This window comes from Acidocella sp., assembly GCF_028687955.1.
GTDB lineage: Bacteria > Pseudomonadota > Alphaproteobacteria > Acetobacterales > Acetobacteraceae > Acidocella.
On the sequence record NZ_JAQTZC010000019.1, the window covers coordinates 1 to 13,396 of the forward strand.

Sequence of the window (13,396 nt, forward strand, 5' to 3'; positions counted from 1 at the left end):
CTCCTTGCGGCCCACCACCAATATGTTGGGAACATAATGCAGGGAGTGGTCGCGGATTTTGGCGTTGATCTTTTGATTGGAGACATCGGCCTCGGCGGCCAGACCGGCGGCGCGTAATGCGGCCACCACTTCCTCGGCATAGGAATCAGCGTCGGAGACGATGGTGGCGACGACGGCTTGCGTGGGCGCCAGCCAGAGCGGGAAACGGCCTGCGTAGTTCTCGATGAGGATACCGATGAAACGCTCGAAGCTGCCGATGATGGCGCGGTGGAGCATCACCGGGCGGGCGCGCGTGGAATCGGCGGTGACGTATTCGGCATCCAGCCGCTCGGGCAGCACAAAATCCACCTGGATGGTGCCGCATTGCCAGTCACGGCCGATGGCGTCGCGCAGGACGAATTCCAGTTTCGGACCATAGAAGGCGCCCTCGCCGGGATTAAGCTCATAGGAGACACCGGCGGCCTCGCAGGCGGTTTTCAGCGCGGCTTCGGCGCGGTCCCACACATCGTCAGCCCCGGCGCGCTCGGCCGGACGGTCGGAGAATTTGACCGCGAAACTCTCGAAGCCAAAATCCTTGTAGACGGATTCGAGCAGTTCCACGAATTTGACCGTCTCCGAGGCGATCTGGTCCTCGGTGCAGAAGATATGCGCGTCATCCTGCGTGAAGGCGCGCACGCGCATGATGCCATGCAGCGCGCCAGAGGGCTCGAAGCGGTGGCAGGCGCCGAATTCAGCCATGCGCAGGGGCAACTGGCGGTAAGAGCGCAGGCCCTGCTTGAATATCTGCACATGGCAGGGGCAGTTCATCGGCTTGAGCGCCAGGGTTGATTCTTCGTCCACCACCTCAGCGATGAACATGTGCTTGCGGTATTTGTCCCAGTGGCCGGATTTTTCCCACAGTTTGCGATCAACCAGCTGCGGGGTGCGCACTTCCTCATAGCCCGAGGCATCGAGGCGCCGGCGGATGTAGGATTCGACCGTGCGGTAGAGCTTCCAGCCCTTCTGGTGCCAGAAGATGCTGCCCACGGCCTCTTCCTGAATGTGGAAGAGGTCCATCTCGCGGCCGATGCGGCGGTGGTCGCGGCGCTCGGCTTCCTCGAGTTGCAGCAGATAGGCGTCGAGTTCCTTCTGGTCGCGCCAGGCGGTGCCGTAGATGCGGCTGAGCATGGGGTTTTTGGAATCGCCGCGCCAATAGGCGCCCGCGGTCTTCATCAGCTTGAAGGCGGCGCCGATGTCGCCGGTGGTGCGCAGATGCGGGCCACGGCAGAGGTCGAACCAGCCGCCCTGGTGGTAGATGGTGATGGTCTGGTCCGCTGGCAGGTCGCGGATCAGCTCGGCCTTGAAGCGCTCGCCCTTGCTCTCGAACAAAGCAATGGCATCGTCGCGGGCGATGACTTCGCGGATGAATGGCGTGTTGGCGGCGATGAGTTCGCGCATTTTGGCCTCGATGGCCGGGAAATCATCCGGAGTGAAAGGCTCGTCACGGGCGAAATCGTAATAGAAGCCGTTCTCGATGGAGGGGCCGATGGTGACCTGGGTGCCGGGGAAAAGCGCCTGCACGGCGGCGGCCAGCACATGCGCGGTGTCATGGCGGATCAGCTCAAGGGCGGCATCATCCTTGCGGGTGATGAACTTCACCGCGGCATCCTCGGTGATTTCGCGGGCAATGTCCTGCTCGGCGCCGTTGACAACCATGGCCAGCGCCGCGCGGGCGAGGCCGGGGCCGATGGCGGCGGCGATGTCCGTGCCCGTAACGGCACCGTCGAACTGGCGTGTGCTTCCGTCGGGCAGGGTGATAACAGGCATATGAACTCTCAGATGTTAAAGATGGCGCGTTATGGCAGGGAGGCGAGCACCTGCGCAACCGGGAGATCGCGCAGGTTTGGCGCGCGGAGAATGACGGTCCAGCCGCCATCGGGGTAGCGCGGGGCGGTGAGTGCGGGATCAGACGCGGCGGAGAACAGCACGACTGAGGGGATGCCCAGCGCGGCGGCGAGGTGCATGGGCCCAGTGTCGTTGCCGATGGCGAGCGATGCGCGGGCGGTGATGGCGGCAAGCTCGAAGAAACTGGTCTGCCCCGCGAGGTTGAGGCCGGGGATGGCGCGCGCGAGCTCCACCTCCACCTTGCCGCCCACGATGACGGCGGGCAGCGACAGGGATTGCGCCAGCTGGGCGAAATTCTGCTCCGGCCAGCGCTTCTCCGGCCGGTGCGGGGCTGCGCCGGGGACCAGCAGGATGAACTGTTCCGGCAGGTTGAAGCGCGCGGTGTCAGCGCGCAGGAGCCAGGAGAGATCCGGCACCGGGAGGGCTGGAATCCCCGCGGCGCGCAACTGGCCTTCCAGGCGCTCGCGCGTGTGGGTAGTCTCGCGGTTGGGGGCGGCATCGGGGAAGGCGCAGCCCTTGGCGATGCCCGACCAGGGCGGACGCCCGGCCAGGGTGAAATAGCGCGTGCTGCGGCCGGAGGTTTGCAGATCATACACCATGGCGAAGCCGCGCAGCTGGCGGCGCAGGCGCCACAAGGCGTGCAGATTCCAGAATTTAGGCCGGGCGTCGGTCTCGATGGTGTCAAACCACGGGCTGGCGGCCAGCAGCGGCGCGAAGGGCCGGGTGGTGAGCAGAGTGATATGCGCGCGCGGGTGGGCGGCGCGAATGGCGGCCATGGCGGGCAGGCTGAGCAATATGTCGCCCAGGGCGCCGTGCTTGATGACGAGGATCTTCATCATGCCAGCAGTTCCGCGTAGACATTGAGCACCGCCTGCTGCATGGCCGCGATGGAGTGGTTTTGCCGGATATGCGCGCGCGCATGGCTGCCCCAGGCGATGCGGGCTTCGGCTGACATATCCAGCGCCATGTCCAGCGCCTCGGCCAATGCCACGGCATCGCTGGGCGGGACGAGAAAGCCGGTCTCGCCGGGGATGATCGTCTCGCGCGCGCCGCCGTGGTCCGTGGCGATGACAATCCGGCCCATGGCCTGGGCCTCGACGATGGTGCGCCCGAAGGCTTCCGGATCAGTCGAGGCGTTAACCACAATGTCAGCCATCATCATGGCGGCGGGCATATCCTCATTATGCCCCACGATACGCAGGCGCTCCGCCACGCCGAGATTTTCGGCCAAGGCGGCGAGGCTGGCGGCGTAGGCGCCGCGCCCCTGGTCGCCTCCGGCGAGGATGGCAATGGCATCCGCATGGTGCAGCCGGGCCAGAGCGGCGATGAGGGTTTTCTGGCCTTTCCAGGAGGTGAGCCGGCCGGGAAGCATGATGAGAGGCTGGTCCATGTCCACCCGCCAGTCTCGGCTCAGGCGGGAGATGCGATCCCCCAGGACGTTGGCGGGGTCGAACTTCACGGTGTCAACGCCGCCGTGGATGACACGGATTTTATCGCCGCCGAGACCGTAGCGGGCGTGGATCAGCCCGGCCACGAAGGCGCTGACCGCGATCACCCGGTCGCCGCGCGCCATGACGGCATTATAATGGTGCTTGAAGGCGTTATTTTCGCTGTAGACGCCGTGATAGGTGGTAACAAACGGGGTTTGCGTGCGCCGCGTGGCCCAGTAGGCGGACCAGGCGGGCGCGCGCGAATGGGCATGCACGAGGTCCACCCGGTATTCGCGGATCAGCTTTTCCAGCCGTTTGGCGTTGCGACGGATGGTGAAGGGCGATTTGCTGGCCAGCGGCAGGTTGATGATCCGCGCCCCCGTGCGCAGGGCGGCATTGCTGAGCGCGCCGGGTTCGGCGGCGATGAGCGCGATATGCCCGCAGGACTGCACGGCCTCGGCGATTTCGATCACGACCCGTTCGGCGCCGCCGGTATCGAGCTTTGGCAGCACCTGGAGAATCGTTCTGGGTCGATCAATCATGCCGGGGGCGCTATCACGGATTGCAGCTTAAGGGGAGTTTACAGTGGCGGTAACATTCCGGGCGCCTGATATGGCGCTGGCGTATGAATTTCTGGAGGGTGCGGGGCCGGTTGTGGTGTTCTGCCCAGGGTTTGCCTCCGACATGGGCGGGACCAAGGCGATGGCGCTATGGGAGATGTGCCGCACGCGCGGGCAGGCGATGCTGCGCTTCGATTATGGGGGGCATGGGCAATCAGCCGGGGCGTTTGAGGATGGCTGCATCGGTGACTGGGCGGCGGATGCGGCACATGTGGTGGAGGTGGCCACGGCGGGGCGGGAGCTGCTGCTGGTGGGCTCCTCGATGGGCGGGTGGATCGCACTGCTGCTGGCGCGCGCGCAGGCGGGGGTGCGGGCGATGGTGCTGGTGGCCCCTGCCCCGGATTTCACCGAACTGCTGATGAAGCCGCAGTTGGGCGAAGCGCAATGGGCGGAGCTGCGGCGGGCGGGGGTGATCTACCAGCCCAGCGAATACGGCGCGCCGACGCCGCTGACGTTGAAACTGCTGGAGGATGGCGCGCGCAACCTGGTGCTAGAGGCGCCGATCGGCTTCAGCGGTCCGGTGCGGGTGCTGCACGGCATGCGCGATGCCGATGTGCCCTGGCGGCATAGTTTGTTGCTGGCGGAACGGTTGGCAAGCGAGGATGTGAGGCTGGTGTTTGTGAAAGATGGCGACCACCGGCTCTCGCGCACGGCTGATCTGGCGCTGTTATGCGAGACCGTGGGTGCGTTCCTCGGCGAGGGTGGCGGCTAACCCTTCCCGGTAGGTCGGGTAGAGCCATTCAAGCCGCAAGGCCGCCTTGGTTTTTTTGTTGGAAACACGGCGGTTCTCGGCCCAAAAGCTGAGGGCCATGGGGGTCATCCTTGGCGCGGCTTGTTCAAATGGGACAGGCGCTGGCGGCGCAACGCCGAGCAGGCGGGCGGCTTCCACCACGACATCCGCACTGGCGGCGGGTTCGTCGTCGGAGAAATTGAAGATGTTGACGCCGGGTTTGGCCGGGCGTTGCAGGGCCTTGAGCACGCCGGCAGCGATGTCGTCACGGTGGATGCGCCCGAACAGATGGCCGGGCTTTACGACGCGCCGGGCACTGCCTTCGCGCAGATCATCGAGCATCGAGCGGCCGGGGCCGTAGATGCCGGCGAGGCGGAAGATATCGACGGTTTTGGCGTGGCCTGAATCGGGCCGTGCGAATTTGGACCAGACGGCCTCGGCGGCAGTGCGGCGTTGCGCGCGCGGTGATTGCGGGTTGGGAGTCGTGTCTTCATCCACCCAGGCGCCGCCCGCATCGCCATAAACCCCGGTGGTGGAGAGATAGCCAGTATAGCGCAGGTTGGGGGCGGCGGCGATTTGCGCGGCATAGCGGGCCAGCACCGGGTCGCCGTTTTCATCCGGGGCGGCGGTGGTGATGATATGCGTGGCAATGGCGATGGCGGGGGCCGCGGCATCGAAGGCGATGATGCTGACGCCGGGTTGCACCCCCTGCCCCGCCGGGTTGCGCGATGTGGCGATAACGGTGCAACCCGCAGCAGCGGCGGCGGTTGCGATAGCGCGGCCGGAGTAGCCGAGGCCGAAGATGAGGAGGGTTTGGCTCAAAAATCCAGATCCGCGTAATGCGGCGGCGGGGCCTGGCCGTTGATGCGGTCCGCCAACACGGCGCGGAAGGCGGGGCGGGATTTCATGCGGGCGTACCAGTCCTTGGCCGAGGGGGAGACGCTCCAGTCAACATCACCGATGAAATCCAGCGAGGAGAGTTGCGCCGCGGCCGCGAAATCAGCCAGGGAGAGGTTTTCCCCCGCCAGCCAGCGGCGGTGCTCGGCCAGCCAGCCGATGTAGAGCAAATGCTGCTTGAGGTTAGCATAGCCCGCGCGCAGTGCCCCAGCCTCCGGCGCGCCCAGGCGCAGGGCCTGCTTCATGTGCTTTTCCCAGACGAGGTTGCGCGTAACCTCGGCGGAGAATTTCTCGTCAAACCATTTGACCAGCCGGCGGGCTTCCACCCGCTCGGGCATGTTGAGGCCCAACAGGGTCATATCCGGGTAAGCTTCTTCCAGATATTCGCAAATCACCGCGGAATCAGGGACGACGAGGCCGCTGTCCTCAACCAGCGTGGGAACCGTGCAGGCCGGGTTCAGCTCCAGATATTCCGGGCGTCGTTCCCAGACTTTTTCCATCCGAAGCTCGAAGGGCAGACGCCGTTCAGCCAGGACCAGACGCACTTTGCGGGCGAAAGGCGACAGAGGCAGATGATACAGGACTCGCATGGCGGACTTTATGCCATTAGAGCGGGCGCACTGAAAGTGATCCCGCCCTGGCGATGCCTACGCGCTCTTCTCGGTGGCTTCCTCCGACAACGGCGCGGGCAGGTATTTTACATATTCCTTCGGTACGATCTGCCAGAAATGCCCGCATTCGCGCGCCCAGTCATTGAGAATAGCGGCGGCGTAGCGGCTCTCCGTCTCCACGGCGTGGCGCTCCACGAGGGATTTCAGCACGCCTTCCCAATGCGGGGTAACGACTCGCTGCCAGGTAAGCGATTCAGGGTTGAGGCGCAGCTCGAATTGCCCGGAGGGGTCGTAGACAAAAGCCATGCCGCCGGTGAAGCCGGCGCCGAAATTGTCGCCCACCTCGCCCAGCACCACGACCGTGCCGCCGGTCATGTATTCGCAACCGTTGGAGCCGACACCCTCGACCACCGCGGTGCCGCCGGAATTGCGCACCGCGAAGCGCTCACCCGCGCGCCCGGCGGCGAAGAGATTGCCCGAGGTGGCGCCATACAGGCAGGTGTTGCCCACGATCGTGTTTTCGTTGGTCTTGAGCTTGGAGGACGGCACCGGGCGGACCACGATGGTCGCCCCGGAAAGCCCCTTGCCGACATAATCGTTGGAGTCGCCAAAGACTTCCAGCTTCAGCCCGGCCACCGCGAAGGCGCCCAGAGACTGCCCTGCGGAGCCGCGCAGGCGCACTGTCACATGGTCCGGTTGCAGCTTCGCCTTGCGGTATTTAGCGACGATCTGCGAGCTGAACTTGGTGCCGATGGCGCGGTGCGTGTTGCGGATGTTGTATTGCAACTGCATCTTCTCGCCGTTTTGGAAGAAGGGCTGGGCATCGGCGATCATCTGCGCGTCCAGGGTCTCGGGCACCTCGTTACGACCGAGGCGGGTGCAGTAGCGGGCATGCGGGCCGGGGTCGGCCTGGGCGAGGATGGGGTTGAGGTCGAGGTCATCAAGATAATCAGCACCGCGGCTGACCTGATGCAGCAGATCGGTGCGGCCGATGATCTCTTTCAGCGATTTGAAGCCGAGCGAGGCCAGGATGCCTCGCACGTCCTCGGCGATGAAGGAGAATAGGTTGATGACCTTTTCGGGCGTGCCCTCGAACTTCTTGCGCAGGTCTTCGTCCTGCACACACACACCGACCGGGCAGGTGTTGGAGTGGCACTGACGGACCATGATACAGCCCATGGCGACCAGCGAGGCGGTGCCGATGCCGTATTCCTCGGCGCCGAGCATGGCGGCGATGACGACATCGCGCCCGGTTTTGATCCCGCCATCAGCGCGCAGGGTGACCTGATGGCGCAGCCTGTTGAGCATGAGCACCTGATGCGCCTCGGAGAGACCCATCTCCCACGGCATGCCCGCGTATTTCACCGAGGATTGCGGCGAGGCGCCGGTGCCGCCGACATGGCCGGAGATAAGAATGGCATCCGCCTTGGCCTTGGCCACGCCGGCGGCAATGGTGCCGATGCCCGAACGCGAGACCAGTTTGACGCAGACCGTGGCGCGCGGGTTGATCTGCTTGAGATCATAGATGAGCTGCGCCAGGTCCTCGATGGAATAGATGTCGTGATGCGGCGGCGGGCTGATAAGTGTGACGCCGGGGGTGGCGTGGCGCAGCTTGGCGATCAGCTCCGTCACCTTGAAGCCGGGCAGCTGCCCGCCCTCGCCCGGTTTCGCGCCCTGGGCGATTTTGATCTCGATCTCCTTGCAGTCGTTCAGATATTCGGCGGTGACGCCAAAACGCCCGGAGGCGATCTGTTTAATGGCGGAGGAGGCGTTGTCGCCATTGGGGCGCGGTTCGGCCCGCGCGGGATCTTCGCCGCCCTCGCCGGAATCCGAGCGCGCGCCGATGCGGTTCATTGCGATGGAGAGCGTCTCATGCGCCTCGGGGCTGAGCGCGCCCAGCGAAATGCCCGGCGAGAGCAGAACCTTGCGGATTTCGGTGATGCTCTCGACATCGTCAACCGGGATGGGGGTCAGGCCGTCGGTGCGGAAGTCCAGCAGGTCGCGCAGCGCCACCGGGCGCTGCTGGCGCACTGATTCCGCATAGCGGCGGTAGAGCTGGTAGCTGTTGCTGCCGACCGCTTTTTGCAAAAGATGGATGGCGTTGTTGTCAAAAGCGTGGGTCTCGCCCGCGCGGCGCAGGCGGTACATGCCGCCGATCTCCAGCGGCACGATGTTGCCGCCCCAGGCGGCCTCGTGCAGCCCCAGCACCTTATGCGCGATGCCGGGCAGGCCGATGCCGGAGATGCGTGAGTTCATGCCGGGGAAGAACTCGCCAACCAGTGCGCGCGAGAGGCCGATGGCCTCGAAATTATAGCCGCCGCGATAGGAGGCGATGACCGAGATGCCGAGCTTGCTCATGATTTTGAGCAGGCCCTTGTCCACCGCTTTTTTGTAGCGATAGACGCATTCCTTCAAGGAAAGCTTGCCAAAGAGGCCGCGGGCTTGGCGATCGGCGATGCATTCCTGCGCCAGATAGGCATTGATGGTGGTGGCGCCCACGCCGACCAGCACGGCAAAATAATGCACATCCAGGCATTCAGCCGAGCGGACATTGAGGCTGGTGAAGGTGCGCAAGGACTGGCGGACCAGATGGGTATGCACCGCGCCGGTGGCAAGAATCATCGGGATGGTCGCGCGCTCGGGCGAGATCGCCTCATCGGTGAGGATGACATGGGTGCAACCGGCGCGCACACCCTCCTCCGCCTCGCGGCGGATGCGCTTGATCGCGCGGCGCAGGCCATCCTCGCCGTTGATGACCTTGAAGGTGCAATCCACCACGCAGGCGTTGCTGCCCATGGTCTTGCGCATCGCCTCGAACTCGGCGGTGGAGAGCACCGGGCTGTCGAGCTGCAACAGGTCGCATTGTTCGGAGTCTTCATCGAGCACGTTGCCGAGATTGCCCAGCCGGGTTTTCAGCGACATCACGCGGGTTTCGCGCAGGGAGTCGATGGCCGGGTTGGTGACCTGGGAGAAGCTCTGGCGGAAGAAATGATGCAGGCCACGATATTTCTCAGACAGCACGGCGAGCGGCGTGTCATCGCCCATGGAGCCGGTGGCTTCCTGTGCGTCGTCCACCATCGGGTGCAGCAGCAGCTCCATGTCTTCCAGCGTGAAGCCGACGGCAAGCTGGCGGCGGCGCAGCGAGAGCGCATCAAGGCGCACCGGCTCGGGCGCATCGGTTTTCACGATATGGTCAATCACGGTGATGCGCTTCACCCAGGCGCCAAAATCCTGACGGGCGGCCAGCATGTCCTTGATTTCGGCATCATGGTAGAACTTGGCCGCGCCAAGATCGACACCGATGGTCTGGCCAGGGCCGACATGGCCCTTCTCAACGATATTGTCCTCGTCCAGCTTAACCATGCCCGTCTCGGAGCCGACGATGAGCATGTGGTTGCGGGTGACGGTGTAGCGCAGCGGGCGCAGGCCGTTGCGGTCCAGCCCAGCGATGACGAAATTGCCGTCCGTGGCGGCGACCGCCGCCGGGCCGTCCCACGGTTCCATGACCACGTTACAGTATAAAAACAGGTCGCGATGTGCCTTGGGCATCATCGCGTCATTGCTGAGCGAGGGCGGGATCATCAGGGTTTTGGCCATCGGCGCGTCGCGCCCGGCGCGCACCAGCAGCTCGAACACGTTATCAAGCGCCGCGGTGTCGGAGCCGCCGGCCTGCACCACGGGTTTCACATAATTGAGGAAATCATCCAGCCCTTCGGCGGCCAGCCGGGTCTCGTGGCTCTGCATCCAGTTGATGTTGCCGGCAACCGTGTTAATCTCGCCGTTATGCGCCAGCATGCGGAAGGGCTGCGCCAGCTTCCAGGTCGGGAAGGTGTTGGTGGAATAGCGCTGGTGGTAGATGGCGAAGCGCGAGATGAAACGCTCGTCCAGCAGATCCGGGTAGAAATCGGTCAGCGAGGCGGCGAGGAACATGCCCTTATAGATGATCGAGCGGCAGGACAGCGAGCAGAGGTACAGATCAGGTATCTGCGCCTCGATCGCGGCTTTCTCGATCTTGCGGCGGATAATGTAGAGTTCACGCTCGAACACGTCCTCTGGCACGCCGCGGGCATTCCAGAGCATGATCTGCTCGATCTCCGGGCGGGTGGCGTTGGCCTTCTCGCCGATGCACTCGACATTGATGGGCACCTGGCGCCAGCCATAAATACGGTAGCCGAGGCTGAGGATTTCGGTCTCGACGATCTGGCGGCAACGCTCCTGCGCGCCAAGGTCCGTCTTGGGCAGAAACACCATGCCGACCGCGATCGGCCCCTCGCGCAGACCATCGCCTGAGCGGTGGACTTCAGCCGCAAAAAAATCCTGCGGGATTTCGATATGAATGCCCGCGCCATCGCCGGTCTTACCGTCGGCATCCACGGCGCCGCGGTGCCAGACAGCCTTCAGCGCGTCGATGCCGGCCTTCACGATATCGCGGCGCTTTTTGCCGTCTAGGGCGGCGACCACGCCGACGCCGCAGTTGTCGTGTTCCTGGCCCTGGCTATATGTTTCCCTTAGAATCTGAGTATTAGCTGACCAAGCCGAGAGAAATTCCGTGCCGGTTTCGTGGTTCATATGTGTTACTCCGCAGCCTGGGAAAGGCTTTGCGCCTTAAAAAACTGATGGATGGAGGCGGCAGCGTCACGGCCGTCGCGGATGGCCCAGACGACCAGCGAGGCGCCGCGCACAATGTCGCCAGCAGCAAACACGCCGGGCAGGCTGGTCTCGAAGGTTTTCGGGTTGGTCTTGAGCGTACCCCAGGCGGTGAGCTTGAGGGAAGGATCATTGAAGGCGCCTGGCATGTCCTCGGGGTCGAACCCAAGCGCCTTGATGACCAGATCCGCCGGGATGGTGAAGGACGAACCCTCGACGGGCTCCACCGATTGGCGGCCGGAGGCATCGGGCAGACCCAGATGCATTTTTATCGCGCGCACGGCGGTGACGCCGGTGCCGCCCAAAAATGCCTCGGGTGCGGCGAGCCAGCTGAAGACCACGCCCTCATCCTCGGCATTGGAAACCTCGCGCAAGGAACCCGGCATGTTCTGCTTGTCGCGGCGGTAGAGGCAGGTGACGGATTTGGCGTTTTGACGGATGGCGGTGCGCACGCAGTCCATCGCCGTGTCGCCGCCGCCGATGACAACCACATCCTTCCCCGCCGCGTTGAACTTGCCGGAGTCGAATTCCGGCACGGCATCACCCAGGCTCTTGCGGTTGGAGGTGATGAGATAATCCAGCGCGGGCACGATGCCGGACAGGCCCGAGCCGGGGGCTGCGATTTCGCGCGGCTTGTACACGCCGGTTGCAACCAGCACCGCGCCATGCTGCGCACGCAGCGCGGCGAAGGAGATCTTGCCGCCGATATCGGCGTTCAACATGAATTTGACGCCGCCTTCCTCAAGCCATTTCCATCGGCGCAGCACGATCTCCTTCTCCAGCTTGAAGCCGGGAATGCCATAGATGAGCAGACCGCCGGCGCGGTCGTGACGGTCATAGACCGTGACCTGATACCCCTGCTGGCGCAGCGCCTCGGCGGCGGCGAGACCGGCCGGGCCGGCGCCGATGATGCCGACGGATTCAGCGCGCTCATCGCGGGGCTGGATCGGCTTGACCCAACCCTGCGCGAAGGCGGTGTCGGTGATGTAGCGCTCCACCGCGCCGATGGTGACGGATGCGAAGCCTTTTTCGATGACGCAATTGCCTTCGCACAGCCTGTCCTGCGGGCAGATTCGGCCACAAATCTCAGGAAATGTGTTGGTTGCGGAGGAAAGCTCATACGCTTCCTCAAGCCGCCCTTCGGCGGTGAGCTTCAGCCAGTCCGGGATGTTGTTGGAGAGCGGGCAATGGATGGAGCAGAAGGGGATGCCGCACTGGCTGCACCGGCTGGCCTGCGCCTTGGCCGATTGCACATCGAAGCGCTTGTAGATCTCATCGAAATCGGCGCGGCGGACGGCGGCATCACGCTTTTCCGGCGTTTGCTGGGGCAGATGGGTAAATTGCAGCATACGCTCGGCCATGTTTCGGTCCCGCCTCATCAAGCAAAATGACATGCTGCGCGAACCACAAGCTCGCGCAGCCAAGTGATGCAGGGTCTTAACCGAGTTATTGGCGGAATACCAGAGGTTTTTTATGTATATGACAGCTATACATTCCTATAATCCAGAAAAATCTCGCTAGCCGGGAATGGCCAAACTGAACATCGGATTATTTATGTCCGTTTTTATTCCTATTTTACCGCCCCGGATGGCAAATCAGGCTTTTCGGCGGAAACGCGCCAGATAGCCTGGTACGATCAGGTCCATCGGGGTGGGGACAATCCCCAGGCTGGACAGGCCAGGGGCGTTGCCGGAAACGACATTGTCGCTCTGGAGCAGCTTGACCTGATCCCTGGTCAGCAGCTTGCCGGGCAGGCGTTCAAGAAACAGCGCCTGGAAGCTGGCCAGACCCGGCGGCAGATCCAGCACCCAACCCTTCCGATTTGTTACATTTAACATAAATTCAATGAGTTCTTGAAAACTTTTTACCTCAGGCCCGCCGAGTTCGAAGGTCTGCCCCTGGGCGGCTGGGGCAAGCGAGGCGAGCACGGCATCGGCCACGTCGCCGGCATAGACCGGCTGAAATTTCGTGGCGCCGCCGGTGATGGGAATAACAGGGAAGAGGCTGGCCATGGCGGCGAAGCGGTTGAAGAAATGATCCTCGGGGCCGAAGATGATGGAGGGGCGCAGAATCGCAGCCGCGGGAAAGGCGGAACGCACGGCGGCTTCGCCGGCGGCCTTGCTCTGGGCATACAGGCTGGGACTGGCGGCATCCGCGCCGATGGCCGAGACATGCGCCAGGTGGCGGACATTGGCGCTGCCGGCGATGCGGGCGATGCGCCCTGCTCCCTCGGCATGGGTGCGGAAAAAATCCCCCTTGCGGCGCTCGGCCAGGATGCCGGTGAGGTTGACGGCCAGTTCCGCGCCCTCGATGGCGCGGGCGACCTGGGCTTCCTCATGCAAGGGCGCGTACAACGGCACGATCTGGCCGGGACCGCCCATGGGGCGCAGCGGCATCGCGGCTTCGGTGTCGCGCACTGCGATTCGCACGATGTATCCCAGGGCGGCGAGCCGCTTGACCACATAATGGCCCAGAAACCCGGAACCGCCGAAAACCGTCGCAATTTTACCCGTTGGCGCCATTTGAACCCCCGTTACTGTCCTCGGGTTGTAGGCGCGTGGAACACGCCGCTCAAGC

9 protein-coding genes are annotated in these 13,396 nt (G+C 64.0%); 1 reads left to right on the forward strand and 8 read right to left on the reverse strand.

Annotated elements, in window-relative coordinates; genetic code table 11:
- The 3 genes from thrS to PHE40_RS04145 form a co-directional block, all read right to left on the reverse strand.
- A partial coding sequence (thrS, locus tag PHE40_RS04135; RefSeq protein WP_299958392.1) for a threonine--tRNA ligase occupies positions 1–1,806 on the reverse strand: 1,806 nt, incomplete at its 3' end.
- 29 nt (positions 1,807–1,835) lie between these two features.
- A complete protein-coding gene (locus PHE40_RS04140) occupies positions 1,836–2,723 on the reverse strand; it encodes a glycosyltransferase family 9 protein (protein WP_299958394.1) in 888 nt (295 codons plus the stop codon).
- A complete protein-coding gene (locus PHE40_RS04145; protein ID WP_299958397.1) occupies positions 2,720–3,856 on the reverse strand; it encodes a glycosyltransferase family 4 protein in 1,137 nt (378 codons plus the stop codon). The genes PHE40_RS04140 and PHE40_RS04145 overlap by 4 nt, the downstream gene beginning before the upstream one ends.
- Positions 3,857–3,899: 43 nt before the next feature.
- Between PHE40_RS04145 and PHE40_RS04150 the strand changes: the two genes are divergently transcribed.
- Complete coding sequence (locus PHE40_RS04150; protein ID WP_299958400.1) at positions 3,900–4,646, forward strand: carboxylesterase; 747 nt, start codon at positions 3,900–3,902, stop codon at positions 4,644–4,646.
- On the opposite strand, the gene PHE40_RS04155 is transcribed toward PHE40_RS04150, so the two are convergent.
- The 5 genes from PHE40_RS04155 to PHE40_RS04175 all read right to left on the reverse strand — a co-directional run bounded on the left by PHE40_RS04155 (position 4,602) and on the right by PHE40_RS04175 (position 13,341).
- The gene (locus tag PHE40_RS04155; RefSeq protein ID WP_299958403.1) at positions 4,602–5,486 is read right to left on the reverse strand and encodes an SDR family NAD(P)-dependent oxidoreductase; all 885 of its coding nucleotides are present in this window, start codon (positions 5,484–5,486) and stop codon (positions 4,602–4,604) included. The genes PHE40_RS04150 and PHE40_RS04155 overlap by 45 nt on opposite strands.
- Positions 5,483–6,151 carry a glutathione S-transferase family protein gene (locus PHE40_RS04160; protein ID WP_299958405.1) on the reverse strand — a complete coding sequence of 223 codons (669 nt, stop codon included), beginning with the start codon at positions 6,149–6,151 and terminating at the stop codon, positions 5,483–5,485. Before PHE40_RS04160 ends, PHE40_RS04155 begins: the two co-directional genes overlap by 4 nt.
- Before the next feature lie 57 nt (positions 6,152–6,208).
- Positions 6,209–10,741 (reverse strand): glutamate synthase large subunit, encoded by a 4,533-nt coding sequence (gene gltB / locus PHE40_RS04165; RefSeq protein ID WP_299958408.1) that lies wholly within the window; start codon positions 10,739–10,741, stop codon positions 6,209–6,211.
- A gap of 5 nt (positions 10,742–10,746) precedes the next feature.
- Positions 10,747–12,180 carry an NAD(P)-dependent oxidoreductase gene (locus PHE40_RS04170; protein ID WP_299958413.1) on the reverse strand — a complete coding sequence of 478 codons (1,434 nt, stop codon included), beginning with the start codon at positions 12,178–12,180 and terminating at the stop codon, positions 10,747–10,749.
- A gap of 234 nt (positions 12,181–12,414) precedes the next feature.
- A complete protein-coding gene (locus PHE40_RS04175) occupies positions 12,415–13,341 on the reverse strand; it encodes a complex I NDUFA9 subunit family protein (protein ID WP_299958416.1) in 927 nt (308 codons plus the stop codon).
- Between the last annotated feature and the right edge of the window lie 55 nt (positions 13,342–13,396).